This is a genomic window from Microbispora sp. NPDC049125, from assembly GCF_040802045.1.
Lineage (GTDB): Bacteria > Actinomycetota > Actinomycetes > Streptosporangiales > Streptosporangiaceae > Microbispora.
This window is the reverse complement of the sequence record NZ_JBEZDW010000021.1, coordinates 1-17,598: the sequence shown is the minus strand read 5'-3', so window position 1 is coordinate 17,598 and position 17,598 is coordinate 1. Positions and strand designations below refer to the sequence as shown.

Here is a 17,598-nt window from a genome sequence, read left to right as displayed (position 1 = left end):
GCTAGCAAGCACTCAACTGACATTCAAGTGGGTGAGCACAGGTAAGGAAGGAGTGGAGGAGGGGAAAGGTCAGCGGAGCCTGGGGTCCACGTCGACCGTCTGGCAGACGGCGTGCCAGACCTGCTTGGCCGGCAGGCCGTCGGCGAGCGCCTGCTCGACCGTCCGGCCCCCGAGGCCGGACAGGACGAAGTCCTTGGCCCACGACTCGGCGTATGCCTCGCCGAAGTGGCGGTGCATCCGGTTCCAGAAGTCCGTGAAGCGCATGCGTTCAGTATGGCCCCGCCCCGGGGAGAGACGTTCCCCGAGGCGGGACGCGGGCACGCGGGCGCCGATCACATCACGCGCGTGCCGTACATCTCCCCGAGGGGGTCGGCCAGCAACTCCAGGCGCGCGCCGTCGGGGTCGCGGAAGTAGACGGAGCTGCCGCTCTCCACCTGGTACGGCACGCCCGCGGAGTCGAGCTTGCCCCGCAGCCGCTCCCAGTTCTCCCTGTCGACGGAGATCGCGATGTGGTGCAGCCCCCCGAGGACCTCCTTGTACGGCTCCAGGTCCAGCCCGGGGAGGTCGAAGAACGCCAGCAGGTTGCCGTTGCCGATGTCGAAGAAGAAGTGGTTGGAGCCCGGGTAGTCCCGGTTCTCGAAGATCTCGGTGAGCGGGAACTCGAGGAGGTCGTGGTAGAAGCCGATGGTGCGCTGTACGTCGGACGAGATCAGCGCGAAGTGGTGGAGACCCCTCGCGCTGCTGTCCGCACGGCGCTCGGACAGATAACGCTCGCGGATGCGTGCGCGCTCCGACTCGATGGCCGCGTAGTCGATTTCCATACTTCACCACATTGTCAGGGAAGCCCGATGTCAAGCCGGGCGGCCCCGGGGAAAGTGAGCAGGATGCCGATGAGTGAGATACAGGAACACATTCAGCGTCGCATCGATTCGCTGGTCGATATCGGCGCGGAGACCGGTGTGCAGGTCGCCGTCTATCAGGATGGCGCGCCGATCGTCGATGCGGTGGCCGGCACGGCCGACCAGGCCATCGGGCGACCACTCACCTCCGGCACGCCGATCTTCAGCTTCTCCACTGGCAAGAACGTGGCGGCCACGCTCGCGCACCTGCTCGTCGCGCGCGGTTTCCTCGATTACGACAGCCCTGTCACGGACCTGTGGCCCGAGTTCGGTGTGCACGGCAAGGCCACGGCGACACTGCGGCACGTGCTGACCCACACGGCCGGTCTTCCGGCCATGCCGCGCGAGATCACCCCGGGTGAGCTTCCCGACTGGTCCAGGGTGTGTGAGTCGCTGGCCGCCGCCGAGCCGCTCTGGCGGCCGGGCTCGGCCATGGGCTATCACTCCTACACCTTCGGCTATCTCGTCGGCGAGCTGGCCCGCCGCGCGACCGGGCGGTCCATGTCCGAGCTGCTGCGTGAGTGGATCACCGCGCCGCTCGGGATCGAGGGGCAGCTCTACTTCGCCGCTCCGAAGGAGTCGCTGCCGGGGTTGGCGCGCCTGGAGCAACGGGCGCGGCAATGGCCTGCCGGCCCGGACGACGGTGATGCGATCTACGCGCCGTGGGAAAGCCGGCCGAGTGCCGATTTCGGCAACGACAGCGAGATCCTGCGCGCCGATATACCGTCGGTGTGTATCGCCACCGCGCACGGCCTTGCCGCGATGTACAACGCCGTTCTGCAGGGCAAGCTCGTGGACTCCGCGCGGCTGGCGGAGCTGTCCGCGCTCGCGTTCGAGGGTGCGGATCAGGTCTCCGGTAACCCGGCGCGGATGGCGCTGGGCTTCCCGATCGGCAGGTTGGGCGCCCCTGCCGAGGAGAACTCCGTGGCCTTCGGATGGCCGGGCGGGGGCGGAAGCTACGCCTACGCGGACCCCGCACGGGGGGTCGCCTTCGCGCTGACGAAAACCCGGCTCGTCCCGGACTTCGACACCGTGCTGTCGGTCACCACGATCCTGGCCGACCATCTCGCCGGGACCCGCTGAGCTTTCCCCGCGGATGCGCCGGGACGGAATTCGCGACGATCACAAGGAGAAGATCATGTCCACTCATACGACCGAAGGCCCGACCACGCCGCAGACCAGCCTCAGTCCGTTCTCCTCACCAGGCGCCGGCCCGACGCCGTGGGAGGCGACGGAGGGGGCACTGCGCCGGATTCAGAAATTCCAGCTGTGCACGGTGCGCCGGGACGGCCGCCCCCACGTGACACCGTTGCTGGCGATCTGGGAGTTCGGCGCGATGTGGTTCACCACCGGCGACAACGAGCAGAAAGCCAGGAATCTCAGCGCCAACCAGCACTGCGCGCTGACAACCGGAACCGACACCCTGACCGGCATGGACTACGTCATCGAAGGCACTGCGAGCCTGGTCACCGACCAGGCGACCAGGGAAGCCGTGGCGACCGCGTTCGAACAGGCCTATGGCTGGCATCTCACCCGCGAGGACGGAACCTGGTATCAGCTGGGCGACGCCGTTCGGACCGGCGATGTTCAGCTCTACCGGGTCCAGCCGGACAAGGGATTCGCCTTCGCCGCCGGGAACGAGTCGTCCCAGACTCGCTACCGGTGGAGCTGAGGGCGCGGCGGTCGAAGGCCGGCACCCGCCGGATGCTCAACCTCGCGCCATCAAGATTCCCGGCGCCCATCATCATCGTCGCCGTCGGCTCGCCTTGGCCCTGAAAGAGAGCTGAACGGACCCTCAAGGCGCGGCCGGCTGGACGGCATGGCGTCTTCTGTCGGTGGGCCGATGCATGATGGGCGGGTGAGCGCGCTCGACGGCTTCAGCCCGGTGACCCGGCAGTGGTTCACCGGTGCGTTCGCCGCGCCCACGGCGGCGCAGGAGGGCGCGTGGTCGTCGATCGCCCGCGGCGACAACACCCTGGTGGTCGCCCCCACCGGCTCGGGCAAGACGCTGGCGGCGTTCCTGTGGGCGATCGACCGCCTCGCCGTGGAGCGCGCCGCCGCACCGGAGGCGCGTGAGACGCCGGAGACGACCGGGGCGCGGGCGGGCGGGCGGCGCGGCCGGGGCAAGGCCGCCGGACCTGAGCGGCTGTGCCGGGTGGTGTACGTCTCGCCCCTCAAGGCGCTCGCCGTCGACGTCGAGCGCAACCTGCGCGCCCCGCTCACCGGCATCAGGCAGACGGCGCTGCGGACGGGCGCCCCCGTCCCGGAGATCTCCGTGGCCATCCGGTCCGGCGACACCGCCGCCGAGGACCGCCGCCGCTTCGCCGCCCACCCGTCCGACATCCTGATCACGACGCCTGAGTCGCTGTTCCTGATCCTCACCTCGCAGGCGCGGGAGGCGCTGCGCGGCGTGGAGACGGTGATCGTCGACGAGGTCCACGCGGTGGCCGCCACCAAGCGGGGCGCGCACCTCGCGCTGACGCTGGAGCGGCTCGACGCGCTGCTGCCCGCCCCGGCCCAGCGCATCGGCCTGTCCGCGACCGTGCGGCCGGTCGCCGAGGTGGCGACGTTCCTGGGCGGGGCGCGCCCCGCCACCGTGGTTCAGCCGCCCTCGGACAAGGTGATCGAGGTCGACGTCGTCGTCCCGGTGGAGGACATGACGGAGCTGGCCCCGCCGCCGCCGGGCGCGGACGGCGACGCGCCGGAGCATCGGCGCAGCATCTGGCCGCACGTGGAGGAGCGCCTCCTCGACCTCATCGACGCCCACCGGTCCACGATCATCTTCGCCAATTCGCGGCGGCTGTCCGAGCGCCTGTGCACCCGGCTGAACGAGCTGGCCTGGGAGCGGAGCCAGGTGCCCGCCGCCGGGGAAATCGGGGATGAGGGCGCCGGCGGAGCGGACCCGGCTCACTGGTCCGCCGGCTTCGAGGAGCTGCGCGACCAGTGGTCACAGGGCCGGCCTGCCGCGCCGGCCGAGATGATGGCGCAGGCCGGAGCCTCCGGCGGGGCGATCCCCGAGGTGGTCCGGGCCCATCACGGGTCGGTCTCCAAGGAGGAGCGCTCCCAGATCGAGGAGGCGCTGAAGTCCGGGCGCCTGCCCGCCGTCGTGGCCACCTCCAGCCTGGAGCTGGGCATCGACATGGGCTCCGTCGACCTGGTCGCCTGCGTCGAGTCGCCGCCCAGCGTGGCGAGCGGCCTGCAGCGGATCGGCCGGGCGGGCCACCAGGTCGGCGCGGTCTCCCGCGGCGTCATCTTCCCGAAGTACCGCGGCGACCTCGTCCAGACAGCGGTGGTCGCCGAGCGGATGCGGGCGGGCCGGATCGAGGAGATGCGCTATCCCCGCAACCCCCTCGATGTGCTGGCCCAGCAGATCGTGGCGATGACCTCGCTCGACGAGTGGACGGTCGACTCGCTGGAGGAGCTGGTCCGCCGGGCCGCGCCGTACGCGACGCTGCCGCGCAGTGCGCTGGAGGCGACTCTCGACATGCTCGCCGGGCGCTATCCCAGCGAGGAGTTCGCCGAGCTGCGTCCCCGCATCGTGTGGGACCGCGTGACGGGCACGCTGCAGGGCCGCCCGGGTGCGCAGCGGCTGGCCGTGACCAACGGCGGGACGATCCCCGACCGCGGCCTGTTCGGCGTGTTCCTCGTGGGAGACAAGGCTTCCCGCGTGGGCGAACTGGACGAGGAGATGGTCTACGAGTCCCGCGTGGGCGATGTCTTCGTGCTGGGGGCCACCTCATGGCGGATCGAGGACATCACGGCCGACCGCGTGCTCGTGTCCCCCGCCCCAGGGCAGCCGGGCAAGCTGCCGTTCTGGCACGGCGACACGGCCGGCCGTCCCGCCGAGCTGGGCAGGGCCGTCGGCGCGTTCCTGCGGGAGCTGTCGGCCGCCGGGGCGGGCGCCAAGGGCGACACCGCGGCGGCCGGCCGCCGGGTCCGTGAGGCCGGCCTGGACGAGTTCGCCACCGCCAACCTGCTGTCCTACCTGGCCGAGCAGCGCGAGGCGACCGGTTACGTGCCCGACGACCGCACGCTCGTCGTCGAGCGCTTCCACGACGAGCTCGGCGACTGGCGGGTGGTGATCCACTCGCCGTACGGCGCGCGGGTGCACGCCCCCTGGGCCCTGGCCATCGGGCGGCGCCTGCGCGAGCGGTACGGCGTCGACGTGCAGGCCATTCACTCGGACGACGGGATCGTGCTGCGCATCCCGGACACCCTCGACGAGGCGCCGACCGACCTCGCGGCGTTCGACGCCGAGGAGATCGAGCAGATCGTGACCGAGGAGCTCGGCGCCTCCGCGCTGTTCGCTGCGCGGTTCCGGGAGTGCGCCGGGCGGTCGCTGCTCCTGCCCCGCCGCACTCCCGGCCGCCGGACGCCGCTGTGGCAGCAGCGCCAGCGGGCGGCGCACCTGCTCGGCGTCGCCAGCAGGTACGCCGCGTTCCCTGTGGTGCTGGAGACCATGCGCGAGTGTCTCCAGGACGTCTTCGACGTGCCGGGCCTGCTCCGGCTCATGCGCGACGTGGCGGCCCGCCGGGTGCGGATCGTCGAGGTGGAGACCGCGCAGCCGTCCCCCTTCGCGGCCTCGCTGCTGTTCTCCTACATCGGCGCGTTCATGTACGAGGGCGACGCGCCGCTGGCCGAGCGCCGGGCGCAGGCGCTGACCCTCGACACGGCGCTCCTCGCGGAGCTGCTGGGCCAGGCGGACCTGCGCGAGCTGCTCGATCCCGACGTCGTCGCCGAGGCCGAGCGGGAGCTGGCCCGGCTGGACCGGCCGCTCCGCGACGCGGAGGACCTCGCCGACCTGCTGCGTTCGCACGGCCCCCTGCTCGCGGAGGACGTGGCGATCCGGGAGGGCGACCCCGGCTGGCTGGCCGGGCTGGAGGAGGCGCGCCGGGCGATCCGCGTCCGCGTGGCGGGCCAGGAGCAGTGGGCCGCCGTGGAGGACGCCTGGCGGCTGCGCGACGCGCTGGGGGCGCCCCTTCCGGTCGGGGTGCCTCACGAGTTCCTGGAGCCCCCGCTGATGGCGAGCTCTGCGCGGGACGCCGCTCCCGACCCGCTCGGAGATCTGGTCGCCCGGCACGCCCGCACCCGCGGGCCGTTCTCGTCCGGCACGGCGGCCGCCCGCTTCGGCGTCGGTGTGGCCGTCGTCGACGACGCGCTGCGCCGCCTCGCGGCTGCCGGGAGGGTGGTCTCCGGCGAGTTCAGGCCGGGCGGCCGGGGCGAGGAGTGGTGCGACGCCGGCGTGTTGCGGCTGCTGCGGCGCCGGTCCCTGGCCCGCCTCCGCAAGGAGGTCGAGCCGGTCCCGCCCGAGGTGCTGGCCGCGTTCCTGCCCGTGTGGCATGGCGTCGCCCCCATCGGCCAGCCGAGCACCGGCCAGGGCGCGAACGCGCACGTGCCGGCCACCCGCTCGATGGACGCGCTGATCAGCGCGATCGAGCGGCTCCAGGGCGCCGCCATCCCGGCGTCGGCGCTGGAGACGCTGGTGCTGCCGGGGCGGGTTCCCGGTTACTCCCCTGCCCTTCTCGACGAGCTGACCTCCTCGGGCGAGGTCATCTGGGTCGGCCAGGGCTCCCTGCCCGGCGGGGACGGCTGGGTCTCGCTCTACTTCGCCGACACCGCCCCTCTGTTGCTCCAGGCGCCGGCGGAGATCACCATGACTCCGCTGCACGAGCAGGTGCTGGAGATCCTCGGCGGCGGCGGAGCGCTGTTCTTCCGGGAGCTGTCCAACCGGATCGCCGCGCTGACTCTCGGCGGCGCGGGGGCCGCGTCATCCCCCGCCGACGCGGCCCGCGCCCGCCGGGCGCGCATCCTCGGCCACAGCTCCGGCCTCGGCGCTCCCCGTCCCGGCCCCGGCACACCCCATCCCGACGTCGCCCCCGGCGCCGCGGACGCAGGCGTCCTCCCCGACTCTCGTCAGGACACAGGCGCGGTCCCTGTCCCGGCGCGTACGGCGGTGCCGGACGACCAGGTCCTCGCGGCGGCCCTGTGGGATCTCGTCTGGGCCGGCCGCGTCACCGGCGACACGCTCGCCCCGCTCCGCTCCACGCTGGGAGCAGGACGCCCCGCCCACCGGCCTGCGGTGAACCGGCGGCGCCGGGCCGTGCTGCCCACCAGGAGCGGGCCTCCCACGGTGAGCGGGCGATGGTGGCTGCTCCCGCCGCCCGCCGCCGAAGGCACCCAGCGCGCCCACGCCCAGGCCGAGGTGCTGCTCGAACGGCACGGCGTCATCACCAGGGGCGGCATCGCCGCCGAACGGCTCCCCGGCGGCTTCTCCGCCGTCTACCAGGTGCTCAGGGCGTTCGAGGAGGGCGGCCGATGCCGTCGCGGCTACTTCGTCGAGGGCCTGGGGGGCGCCCAGTTCGCCCTGCCTGGGGCGGTCGACCGGATGCGGGCGACGACGTCCACGAGCCCGCCCCAGCCGGAGGACCCATGGGCGTCGCCCCCGCCGCCGGCCCCCCGCCGGGTCGTCGTGCTCGCCGCGACCGACCCCGCCAACCCGTACGGCGCGGCACTGCCGTGGCCGGAACGGACGGACGACGTGACCCACAAGCCCGGACGCAAAGCGGGCGCGCTGGTGGTGCTCGTGGAGGGCGTGCTCGCTCTCTACGTGGAACGGGGCGGCAAGACCCTGCTCTCCTTCGGCGACTCCGGCGACCTCAGGCCCGCGGTCGAGGCTCTGGCGGTCTCCGTCCGGAGGGGAGCGCTCGGGAAGCTCACCGTCGAGCGGGCCGACGGGACGGCGATCACCGACTCCCCCCTCGCCGCCGCACTGGAAGCGGCCGGCTTCCACCCCACCCCCCGGGGCCTGCGCATCCGCGGCTGACCGATGACCGGGCGCCGGCGGCCCGAGCCCGCCGTGCGCCGGTCCGCGGGCCGGCCTGCCGTAACGGCGTGATCCGCCGTCACATGCTCGGCTCCGCGACGATCTCGGGCCGCTCTTCCTTCTCCTCCTGGACCGGGCGGCGTCCCCGGTTGATCCTCAGGTACAGCAGGGCGGCGCCGGCGACCGCCAGCGGCCACAGCAGGTAGGGGCCGGACATGACCAGCAGCGCGACCACCGCGACGAGGGCCGCCACCGCCGCGGCCCAGCCCTTGCTGCGCGCGGGCAGCAGCTTGAGCGCGGCGGCCACGCCGAGCGCGTAGACCGCCACGAAGGAGCCGGTGGTGAGCAGCAGCATGGGCCGGGAGCCGACCCCTGTCGCGACCACGACGGCCAGCGCGGCGAACGACAGCGCCGAGTTGACGGTCAGGCTGCGGCGCGGCACCTCGCCCGCCATGCTGCCCCCGGCGAGCGCCCGGGGCAGCGCCCCGTCCCGGCCGAGGGCGGCGCCCAGTTTGGCGGCCCCGGCGTAGTAGGCGTTCATGGCGCCGAGCGTCAACAGCACCGCCGCCCCGGCGGCCAGCCAGCGGGCGTTGCCGCCCAGCCCGATGGCCATGAGTTCCCCCAGCGGCGCGTCGGTCCCGGCCGCGCCGGGCCCGAGGACGGTGACGGTGGCGAAGGCCACCAGCAGATACAGCGCGCCCACGACGACGACCGCCACCGCGGTCGCCCTTGGCAGGTCGCGCTGCGGGCGGCGGAACTCGCCGGCGAGATGGGTGATCGCCTCCCATCCCGCGAAGCTCCACACGAGGAGCGCCCCGGCCGAGCCGACCGCGGCCCAGCCGTGCGGGGCGAACGGCTGGAGGTTGTCCATGTCGGCGTGCGGCAGCGACAGCCCGACCGACACCACCAGCAAAAGGACGAGCAGCCCGGCCAGCACGAGCTGCAACCTGCTGCTGACCTGGAGCCCGACGGCGTTGGCCGCGGTGACCACGACCATCAGCACCGCCGCGGTCACGGTGGTGGCCGTCGTCCCGCCCCCGGCCGCGGCGGAGACGTACGCCGCGCCGAACAGCGCCGCGGGTACGGCGCCCAGCGGCACCGCCAGGTAGAACCACCAGCCGACCACCGCTGCGGCGTGTTTCCCGAAGGCCAGCCGGACGTAGGTGGACACTCCGCCCGCGTCGGGATATCGCGCGCCGAGCGCGGCGAAGGTCCCGGCCAGCGGCGCCGACAGCAGGACGAGCGCCAGCCAGGCCAGCAGCGACGCCGGCCCCGCCTGCTCCGCGGCCAGGGCGGGCAGCGCGATGACCCCGGTTCCGAGGACGGCTCCCACGTACATGGCGGTGCCGTGGCCGAAGGTCATCCCGCCCTTGTTCGTCGCGTCGTTCATGGGGATCAGCATCGGGCTCCGCGGCGGCGAACAACCAGTGGCAGAAACGACAATATGCGTTAAATTCCAGCCATGGGGAGGCACATCATCGGTCTCGCGGTCACCGACGGCGCACCCGTGTTCGAGCTCGCGGTGCCGTGCGAGGTCTTCGGCGTCGACCGCCGCGATCTGGCCGACCCGTGGTACGACCTGCGGCTGTGCGCCGCCGGGGCCGGGCCGCTGCGCACCACCTCCGGCCTCCGGATCGACACCGCGTACGGGCTGGACGAGCTGGCCCGGGCCGACACCGTCGTCGTGGCGGCCGTCGCCCGCGCCGTTCAGCTCGATCCTCCGCGCGGCCTGGTCGAGGCGCTGCGCGACGCGCACGAGCGGGGCAGGCGCATCGTGTCGATCTGCACGGGCGCCTACATGCTGGCCGCCGCCGGGCTGCTGAACGGCCGGCGGGCCACCACGCACTGGCTGAACGGCGGCGACTTCGCGCATCGCTTCCCCGAGGTCGACTTCGACCCCGTACCGCTCTACATCGACGAAGGCGACATCATGACCTCCGCCGGCACCGGTTCGGCCATCGACGTCTGCCTGCACATCGTCCGCAAGGACCACGGCGTCGCGATCGCCAACGAGGTCGCCAGGCGCATGGTGGTGCCGCCGCAACGGGAGGGCGGCCAGGCCCAGTACCAGGCACGGCACCCGCGGCTCCCCGCCCGCCCGAGCGGGAAGAACGCCCTGACGCCCGTGCTGGACTGGGCTCGCGACCACCTGCACGAGCCGTTGCCCGTGCCCCGGCTCGCCCAGGTGGCGCATATGAGCGAACGCACCTTCTCCCGCCGGTTCCGCGAGGCGCTGGGGATCACCCCCCTGCAGTGGCTGCTGCTTCAGCGGGTGCGGCTGGCGCAGGAGCTCCTGGAGACCACGGACGTGACCGTCGAGGACGTCGCACGCCGGGCCGGCTTCGGCACCGCGCCGACCCTCCGCTACCACTTCGGCCGGGTCACCGGCGTCTCCCCGCAGTCCTACCGACACGTGTTCCGCTATCGCGCCGAGCCGGGACGACGCGCCCCTGCCGGGTGAGCCGGGAGACGCGACGACGAGGGAGGAGGCGTCCCTACAGGTCGACGGGGCCGTACAGGGCGGCGGGAGCGCGGCGGGTCATGGCCCAGTAGCGGTCGCCGTACGACCAGTGCCACCACTCGGTGGGGTAGTTGACGAGCCCGGCGGGCTCCAGCACGGCGCGCAGGAGGTCACGGTTGCGCCGGGCCTCGTGCCCGACGGGGGCCGCCATGTAGCACGCCCCGCCGCTCTCCTCGGGGTTCGCGTTGACGGCGGTGCCCATGTCGAGCTCCATCCCGTCGTCGTCGCAGAGCGTGAGGTCCACGGCCGCGCCCGCGGTGTGCGGCGCGACCTCGATCGGCGAGACGTACCGGCTGGCGGCCGCGTGCAGCTCTCCGGCCGGCAGATCGGGAAACGTGGCGCGCAGGCCCTCCCGGTACTCCTCGAAGTACCGGATCTGCAGCGAGGGAGGCCGGTACCCCTCGACCACCACCAGGTGGCGGCCCTCCGGGAGGCGGCGCTGCGCCTCCTCCAGCCGGGCCAGCAGCCCTTCACGCAGGTGCGCGTACGCGCCCTCGGGGTCGGCCAGCCGCCCGTCCACCCGCAGCCGTCCCCGCACGTCGCTCAGCTTCTCCCCGCACTCCTTGACCGGGATGGACGTCACACGGGGATCGGAGATCAGCACGACCTCGCCGTTCCACGCCCTCTCCTCTCCTGCGCCGGCGACGGCCGCGGCGGCGCCGAGTTCGGAACGGTGGGGCTCGGAGGGCGCAGAACGGCGATCGCGGGGAAATCCAGGCATGAGCAGCAACATATCGTCAGACCGTGTCGGAGAAGACCTCGTCACGGGCTCGTGCGAGGGCGGCGACGATCGCGCCCCGCAGCACCGGGTTGCCGTCGACGCCGGTGACGGCGACCGCCGGCCGGCTGGGGCAGACGCGGGCGACCGCCTCCTCCACCCGGGCGGCCAGTGCGCTCCCCCCTGCGCGGCCGATGTCGCCGCTGAGGACGACCAGGCCGGGGTCGAGCACCACGGACACCGCCGCCACACCGACCGCGAGCCGCTCCGCGAGGTCGTCGACGAATCCGTGGTTGCCGGTGGCGAGAGCCGTACGGACCAGGCCCGCGACACCATCGCCATCGGCCGCGCCGTGAGCGGGCGGACCCGCGGAGCCGCGAAAATCCGGGCCGACCGGCACGGAACCGACCGGGCCGGAGCCCACCGGCGCGGAGCGGACGCCGTGCAGCCGGGCGAGCCCCTCCAGCGCCTCTCCTCCGACGAGGCGCTGGAACGACCCGGTCTGCGGCGCGGTGACGTCGCTCGGCAGCGGCTGGCCGGGGACCGGCAGCCACCCGATCTCGCCGGCCGCCCCGGCGATGCCCCGGTGCAGCCTGCCGCCGAGCATGACCCCGAGCCCCTGCCCGACGCCCGTCCACAAGATGACGAAGTCGTCCACCCCACGCGCGGCGCCGTACGCCTGCTCGGCGAGCGCGGCGAGGTTCACGTCGTTCTCGATGATGACGCAGTCGCCGAGGAGGCGCCGCAGGCCGGCCAGGATGCCGACGTGCCAGGCGGGCAGGTCGACCGAGTAGCGAACCTCGCCGCTGCCGGGGTCGACCACGCCCCTGGTGCCGATCACGAGGCACCGGAGCCGGGAGATCTCCACGCTCGCCGTCTCGCAGGCCCGCAGGACGGCCTCGTGGACCATGCGGACCGGGTCGCCCGCGTCGGTCGGGTCCACGGTGACCTCGGCGGCGACCGTTCCCGTGATGTCGGCCACCGCGGCGGTCACGCTGCCGGGAAGCACCTCCAGCCCGGCGACGTACGCGCTCGACGGGTTGACTCCGTACAGGGCGGCGTTGGGCCCCCGCCCACCTGGGCGCTCGCCCGCCGCCCTGACCAGCCCGCGGGTCTCCAGCCGGGACAGCAGCTGGCCCGAGGTCACCTTGGAGAGCCCGGTAAGCTCTCCCAACTCGGCTCTGGTCAGCGGGCCGTCGGAGAGGAGGAGCTCCAGCGCGGCGCGGTCGTTGATCTGCCGCAGCAGGCGAGGTGTTCCTGGTCGTTGAGGCACCGGCTGGTTCCCCTCTCGTCACGATCCGCTAACGCATGTTTCTTTAAGGAAAGTTTCTTGTTAGTTTAGCGGCAGCCACCCCGGAGGCAACCGATCAGCCTCGGGACGCCATGAGCGCCGACCGAAAGGAGAGCGCCTTCGACCAGGTGAGCGGCCCGCCGACACCCCCCAAGAGGCGCACCCCCGACGCGAAGCCGGGAAGGGAGAGGACCCACCGTGAAGATCGTCAAGATCGCGGTCGCGACCACCGCGACCGCCGCCCTGGCCCTGGGACTCGCCGCTTGCGGAAGCGACGACTCCACGAACACCGCGCCGACCGCCGCGGCGTCGGCCGGAGGTCCCAAGTTCGCCGGCCAGACCCTCAACGTATGGCGTCTCGGTGCCCCCACCGACGTCGCCAACAAATACATGGACGAGCTCAACGCGAAGTTCAAGGAGAAGACGGGCGCCGACGCCAAGGTCCAGTGGGTCCCGTGGCCGGACGCCCAGAAGAAGTGGACCGCCGCACTCGCCGGCGGCGAGGGCCCCGACGTCACCGAGTTCGGCAACGACCAGGTGGCGGCGTGGGTGGCGCAGGACGCGCTCACGGACATCACCGACGTCGTGAAGGGCGACCCCGAGCTCCAGCAGATCCCGCAGAACCTGTGGAGCTACGAGACCATCGACGGCAAGGTCTACGCGGCTCCGTGGGGCGGCGGCACCCGCGCCGTGCTGTACCGCAAGGACTGGTTCGACAAGCTCGGCATCGAGGTCCCGAAGACCTGGGACGACCTGGTCGCGGCCGCCAAGAAGATCGTCGACAAGCAGGGCAAGGACGTGGACGGCTTCGCCTTCAACGGCGGCTCCGACGCGAACATGTCCCTGTCCCCCTTCGTCTGGTCCGCGGGCGGCGACTTCGCCAAGTTCGAGGGCGGCAAGTGGGTCGGCGAGCTCACCCAGCCCGCCTTCAAGGAGGGCTTCCAGTTCTACACGGACCTGGTCGCCAAGGACGGCGTGTCCGGCAAGGGCCGCCTGACGCAGAACTCGGTCGACATCGCGCAGCGCTTCGCCGCCGGCAAGGTCGGCATGTACGTCACCGGCGGCTGGGACATCGCGGCCATCAAGGAGCAGAGCAAGGGCAAGGTCGACGAGTCGAAGATGGCCTTCTTCTCGCTTCCGTCCAAGGACGGCAGCGGCCCGGCCCCGGCCTTCCAGGGCGGCAACGACATCGCCATCTGGAAGGACACCAAGAACGCCGAGCTCGCCGCCGAGTACCTGAAGCTCGCCGCGGGCAAGGAGTTCGGCGTGCGGTACGCCAAGGAGGGCGGCCTGCTGCCCCTGTACCCCGACGCGCTGGAGGAGCTCGGCTCCGACCCGGCGCAGAAGCCGTTCACGGACACGTTCAAGGTCGCCAAGGGCTTCCCGGCCAGCCCGAACTGGGCGGAGGCCAACGACACCAAGGCCGTGCTGCAGAACGCGGCCCGCTCGGTCATCGACGGCAAGAAGACCGTCGACCAGGCTCTGACGGACGCGAACACCGAGCTTGAGACGATCCTCAACCAGTAGGGATCATGACCCAGACGTCAACGATCGCCCGGGGCGGAGACGACACCTCCGCCCCGTCAGGGCGCGAGTCACGGCGGGCGCGCGGATCGGGCCTCCCCGAATGGGTGGTGCCCTACGTCCTGCTCCTGCCCGGCCTGCTGGTCATCGGGGCGCTGCTGCTCTATCCGCTGTACCAGATGGTCGACATGTCGTTCCACAAGGTCGGTCTGCGGCAGATCAAGGCGGTCAACCCGGCCCCGGCCGACTTCGTGGGCACGGACAACTACCAGGCCATCTTCAGCTCCGACCTGTTCTGGTCGTCCCTGCGCAACACGGTGGTCTTCGCCGTCGTCACCGTGGCGCTGACCCTGCTGATCGGCACGCTGGTCGGGCTGCTGCTGAACAAGCTCGGCAAGAAGATGTCGGCGTTCGTGATCGTCGGCATCATGGCCGCGTGGGCCACCCCGCCCACCGCGCAGGCCGTCGTCTGGAAGTGGCTGTTCGACTCCGACGCCGGCGTCGTCAACTGGGCGCTGAACCTGCTGCCCGACGGGTTGTCGAGCCTGCTGTTCGGCCGGTCGGACTGGAGCGGGCAGCCGTGGCTCAACGACACCGTGACGCTCTACTTCGTGCTGGTCGTGGCCGTGGTGTGGGCGTCGTTCCCGTTCATCGCTGTGTCGGTGCTCGCCGGGCTCAAGACCATCTCAGCCGAGCTCTACGAGGCGGCGCGCATCGACGGCGCCGGCGCCCTCACCACCTTCCGGCGGATCACCTTCCCGCTGCTCAAGCCGGTGTTCTCGGTGCTGGTGGTGCTGTCGATCATCTGGGACTTCAAGGTCTTCACCCAGCTCTATCTTCTGGCCGGGGGCACCGTGAACCGTGACGTGTTCAACCTGTCGCTGTGGAGCTACGCCGAGGCGTTCGGAGGCTCGCCGAAGCTGGGCCTGGGCGCCGCCATCGCGGTCGTGCTGACGGGCGTCCTGCTGGTGATCACCTTCGTCTACGTCCGGCAGATCGTGAAGACGGAGGGCGTCCGATGAGCCCGCTGGCCCGCAGGAGGCTGGGAAGGGGAGCGCTCAACGCGGCCGGCGTCGCGGTCTTCCTCTTCGCGGTCTTCCCCGTCTACTGGATGGTCGCCACCGCCTTCAAGCCGGACGACCAGATCTTCACCACGCGCTTCATCCCGTTCCCGAGCCCGCCCACGATGGACCACGTCTCACGGGTCTTCACCAAGGGCGTCGGCGGGCACTCCATCTGGCAGTACCTGCTCAACAGCACGATCGTGGCCCTCAGCGCCGTCGTGATCGGCGCGGTCTTCGCGCTGCTCGCGGCGACGGCCGTGGCGAGGTTCCGCTTCCGCTTCCGCACCTCGTTCCTGATCCTGCTGCTGATCGTGCAGATGGTCCCGGCCGAGGCGCTGCTGATCCCGCTGTTCACCATGGTCAAGCGGCTCGGCCTGTACGACCAGCTCCTCGGCCTCGTCGTCATCAACGTCGGCCTCACGCTGCCGTTCTCCGTCTGGATGCTCCGCACGTTCGTCGCCGCCGTCCCCAAGGAGCTGGAGGAGGCGTCCTGGATCGACGGCGCCAGCCGGTTCACCACCTTCTGGCGGGTGCTGTTCCCCCTGGTCGCGCCGGGTCTCGTGGCCACCAGCATCTTCTCGTTCATCACCACGTGGAACGAGTTCGTCTACGCCCTGACGCTCATCGGCGACCAGGGCAAGTACACGATGCCGGTCGCCCTGCAGTTCTTCGTCGGGCAGCGGTCGACCGACTGGGGCGGCATCATGGCCGCCTCCACCCTGATGACCGTCCCGGTCCTCGCGTTCTTCCTCCTCGTCCAGCGGCGCATGGTCTCCGGCCTGGTCGCGGGCGCGGTCAAGGGGTAACCCGGGCGCCGGTACGGCCACCGCCACGGGCGTGGCCGTACCGCCGTGCCCGCGAGACGCGGGCCGCACCGCCGACACGTGAGCAGTCACCCATCCACCTGTCATGAAGGAGCCCGACCGGCATGTCCGCGACCCGCGATCCCCTGGCCGCACCGGGAATCGGCCTGCCCGTGAACACCGGCGATCGGGGTCTGCTCCGTCTCGCGGCGGGCACGCTGCTCGCCGCCTTCCAGGGCACCACCGTCCCCGACTGGGTCATGCGCGGCCTGGAGGACGGCCTCGGCGGCGTCACGCTGTTCGGCTTCAACGTCCGTGACGCCGAGCAGCTCGGCGCCCTCACCGCGCGGCTGGGCGGCGCGGGACGGCCGGTCATCTCGCTCGACGAGGAGGGCGGCGACGTCACCCGGCTCGCGTACCACACCGGCAGCCCGTACCCGGGCAACGCGGCGCTGGGGGCGGTCGACGACGTCGACCTGACCCGGCGGGTCTACCGCTCCATGGCCGCCGACCTCGCCCGCTGCGGGGTGAACCTCGACATGGGCCCGGTCGCCGACGTGAACACCGTGGACGACAACCCCGTGATCGGCACCCGGTCGTTCGGCCCGGGGGCGGAGCTGGTGGCGCGCCACACGGTGGCGGCCGTGCACGGCCTGCAGTCGCTCGGCGTCGCCGCCTGCGTCAAGCACTTCCCCGGCCACGGGGCCACCCGGCAGGACTCCCACCTGGAGATCCCCGTGGTGGACGCCTCGCGTGAGCTGCTCGCGGAGCGGGAGCTCGTCCCCTTCCGCGCGGCCATCGAAGCCGGCACCAAGGCGATCATGACGGCCCACGTGATGGTCCCCGACCTGACGGGAAGCCTGCCCGCCACGCTCAGCGCCGAGGCGCTGACCGGCCTCCTGCGGCGGGACATGGGCTACGACGGCGTCGTGATCTCCGACGCGCTCGACATGCGCGCGATCACCGATAGCGTCGGCCTGGGCGGCGGCGCCGTCCTCTCCCTCGCCGCGGGCTCCGACCTGCTCTGCCTCGGGCCGCTGCCCACCCCTGAGGAGATCGGTCAGGTGCTCACGGCCATCCTCGACGCGGTCGCCGACGGGCGGCTGCCCGTAGAACGGCTCGAAGAGGCCGCCGGACGGGTCGACCGGTTGCGCGCGTGGTTCGCCTCGTCCCGCTCCGCCGAAGGCCAAAGCGCCGACCAGAGCGCCGATCAGGGCGCCGACCTTGTCGGGCTCGCCGCCGCACGCCGTGCCGTACGGCTCACCGGGGCGGCGGCGCCGCTGGTCCGGCCCTTCGTCGTCGAGATCGACACCCCGCCGACGATCGCGGTGGGCGACGTGCCGTGGGGGGTCGCGCCCTGGCTGCCGGAGGCGGAGATCGTCCGGGTCAAGCCGGGTGACGCCGACACCGGCGCGCTGCTCGGCCGGGCCCGGGGCCGCTCGCTGATCGTGGTGGTGAAGGACGCCCACCGGCACCCGCGCAGCAGGGCGATGGTCTCCGCCCTCCTCGCCGCACGCCCCGACGCCGTCGTGGTGGAGATGGGCCTGCCGATCTGGCGGCCCGACGCCGGCGCCTACATCGCGACGTACGGCGCGGCCCGCGCCAACGCCCGGGCCGCGGTGGAGCTGCTGAGCGACGGCCCCTCGGTGGCGGGGCTGTAGAGGGCGGGGCCGACCGGCCCATCGGCCGGTCGGCCCCTGTTCACTACGGTGGCGTCACCGGTACACAGACCGTGATCGCCACGCAGCCCCGGTCAGCCGCAGCTGGTCGCGGTGTAGTCGCTCTCGTAGGACGTGGTGACCTTCTCGCCGTCGACGAACGAGGCGCCCGTGACGGTGGCCTTGCCCGCGCCGATCTGCATGGCCCGCGCGTTGAAGGACTGGTAGGCCTGCTTGCCCGGGGCCACGTCGGCCACGGTCCTGGAGCCGTACGGGGTGGTCAGCGTCACGGTCGCC

14 protein-coding genes are annotated in these 17,598 nt (G+C 72.4%); 8 read left to right on the top strand and 6 right to left on the bottom strand.

Annotation, left to right across the window (positions count from 1 at the left end; genetic code table 11):
* Positions 1-69: 69 nt before the first annotated feature.
* On the bottom strand, positions 70-264 hold the full coding sequence (locus tag AB0B72_RS23415; protein WP_367741035.1) for a DUF3046 domain-containing protein: 195 nt from the start codon (positions 262-264) through the stop codon (positions 70-72).
* Between the two features lie 68 nt (positions 265-332).
* Positions 333-821 carry a VOC family protein gene (locus AB0B72_RS23410; RefSeq protein ID WP_367741034.1) on the bottom strand — a complete coding sequence of 163 codons (489 nt, stop codon included), beginning with the start codon at positions 819-821 and terminating at the stop codon, positions 333-335.
* A 69-nt stretch (positions 822-890) separates the two neighbouring features.
* On the opposite strand from AB0B72_RS23410, the gene AB0B72_RS23405 reads away from it, so the two are divergent.
* From AB0B72_RS23405 to AB0B72_RS23395, 3 genes are all read left to right on the top strand, one after another.
* A complete protein-coding gene (locus AB0B72_RS23405; protein WP_367741033.1) occupies positions 891-1,982 on the top strand; it encodes a serine hydrolase domain-containing protein in 1,092 nt (363 codons plus the stop codon).
* A 55-nt stretch (positions 1,983-2,037) separates the two neighbouring features.
* On the top strand, positions 2,038-2,571 hold the full coding sequence (locus AB0B72_RS23400) for a pyridoxamine 5'-phosphate oxidase family protein (protein WP_367741032.1): 534 nt from the start codon (positions 2,038-2,040) through the stop codon (positions 2,569-2,571).
* A gap of 171 nt (positions 2,572-2,742) precedes the next feature.
* Positions 2,743-7,722, top strand: a complete 4,980-nt coding sequence (locus AB0B72_RS23395; protein WP_367741031.1) for an ATP-dependent helicase — start codon at positions 2,743-2,745, stop codon at positions 7,720-7,722.
* Between the two features lie 79 nt (positions 7,723-7,801).
* Here AB0B72_RS23395 and AB0B72_RS23390 read toward each other — a convergent pair whose 3' ends face one another.
* A complete protein-coding gene (locus tag AB0B72_RS23390) occupies positions 7,802-9,112 on the bottom strand; it encodes an APC family permease (protein WP_367741030.1) in 1,311 nt (436 codons plus the stop codon).
* Between the two features lie 72 nt (positions 9,113-9,184).
* Between AB0B72_RS23390 and AB0B72_RS23385 the strand changes: the two genes are divergently transcribed.
* Positions 9,185-10,183, top strand: coding sequence for a GlxA family transcriptional regulator (locus AB0B72_RS23385; RefSeq protein WP_367741029.1), 999 nt, complete (start codon positions 9,185-9,187; stop codon positions 10,181-10,183).
* A gap of 34 nt (positions 10,184-10,217) precedes the next feature.
* Here the strand turns inward: AB0B72_RS23385 and AB0B72_RS23380 are convergent, their stop codons facing one another.
* Both AB0B72_RS23380 and AB0B72_RS23375 read right to left on the bottom strand, forming a co-directional pair.
* Entirely contained in the window at positions 10,218-10,964 is a 747-nt protein-coding gene (locus AB0B72_RS23380) for a M15 family metallopeptidase (protein ID WP_367741028.1), read from the bottom strand.
* A gap of 16 nt (positions 10,965-10,980) precedes the next feature.
* Positions 10,981-12,234, bottom strand: coding sequence for an ROK family protein (locus tag AB0B72_RS23375; RefSeq protein WP_367741027.1), 1,254 nt, complete (start codon positions 12,232-12,234; stop codon positions 10,981-10,983).
* 216 nt (positions 12,235-12,450) lie between these two features.
* Here AB0B72_RS23375 and AB0B72_RS23370 point away from each other — a divergent pair, with 216 nt between their 5' ends.
* From AB0B72_RS23370 to AB0B72_RS23355, 4 genes are all read left to right on the top strand, one after another.
* On the top strand, positions 12,451-13,779 hold the full coding sequence (locus tag AB0B72_RS23370) for a sugar ABC transporter substrate-binding protein (protein ID WP_367741026.1): 1,329 nt from the start codon (positions 12,451-12,453) through the stop codon (positions 13,777-13,779).
* A gap of 5 nt (positions 13,780-13,784) precedes the next feature.
* Positions 13,785-14,798: a carbohydrate ABC transporter permease gene (locus tag AB0B72_RS23365; protein WP_367741025.1), complete on the top strand. Its 1,014-nt coding sequence runs from the start codon at positions 13,785-13,787 to the stop codon at positions 14,796-14,798.
* Positions 14,795-15,646: a carbohydrate ABC transporter permease gene (locus AB0B72_RS23360; RefSeq protein ID WP_367741024.1), complete on the top strand. Its 852-nt coding sequence runs from the start codon at positions 14,795-14,797 to the stop codon at positions 15,644-15,646. The genes AB0B72_RS23365 and AB0B72_RS23360 overlap by 4 nt, the downstream gene beginning before the upstream one ends.
* 122 nt (positions 15,647-15,768) lie before the next feature.
* Positions 15,769-17,304 (top strand): glycoside hydrolase family 3 protein, encoded by a 1,536-nt coding sequence (locus AB0B72_RS23355; RefSeq protein WP_367741023.1) that lies wholly within the window; start codon positions 15,769-15,771, stop codon positions 17,302-17,304.
* Between the two features lie 92 nt (positions 17,305-17,396).
* Here AB0B72_RS23355 and AB0B72_RS23350 read toward each other — a convergent pair.
* The coding region (locus AB0B72_RS23350; RefSeq protein WP_367741022.1) for a hypothetical protein at positions 17,397-17,598 on the bottom strand (202 nt) is incomplete at its 5' end.

Coding starts and splice junctions, on each gene's coding strand:
- AB0B72_RS23415 (WP_367741035.1), bottom strand. CDS start 264: ATGCGCTTCACGGACTTCTGGAACCGGATGCACCGCCACTTCGGCGAG.
- AB0B72_RS23410 (WP_367741034.1), bottom strand. CDS start 821: ATGGAAATCGACTACGCGGCCATCGAGTCGGAGCGCGCACGCATCCGC.
- AB0B72_RS23405 (WP_367741033.1), top strand. CDS start 891: ATGAGTGAGATACAGGAACACATTCAGCGTCGCATCGATTCGCTGGTC.
- AB0B72_RS23400 (WP_367741032.1), top strand. CDS start 2,038: ATGTCCACTCATACGACCGAAGGCCCGACCACGCCGCAGACCAGCCTC.
- AB0B72_RS23395 (WP_367741031.1), top strand. CDS start 2,743: ATGCATGATGGGCGGGTGAGCGCGCTCGACGGCTTCAGCCCGGTGACC.
- AB0B72_RS23390 (WP_367741030.1), bottom strand. CDS start 9,112: ATGAACGACGCGACGAACAAGGGCGGGATGACCTTCGGCCACGGCACC.
- AB0B72_RS23385 (WP_367741029.1), top strand. CDS start 9,185: ATGGGGAGGCACATCATCGGTCTCGCGGTCACCGACGGCGCACCCGTG.
- AB0B72_RS23380 (WP_367741028.1), bottom strand. CDS start 10,964: ATGCCTGGATTTCCCCGCGATCGCCGTTCTGCGCCCTCCGAGCCCCAC.
- AB0B72_RS23365 (WP_367741025.1), top strand. CDS start 13,785: ATGACCCAGACGTCAACGATCGCCCGGGGCGGAGACGACACCTCCGCC.
- AB0B72_RS23360 (WP_367741024.1), top strand. CDS start 14,795: ATGAGCCCGCTGGCCCGCAGGAGGCTGGGAAGGGGAGCGCTCAACGCG.
- AB0B72_RS23355 (WP_367741023.1), top strand. CDS start 15,769: ATGTCCGCGACCCGCGATCCCCTGGCCGCACCGGGAATCGGCCTGCCC.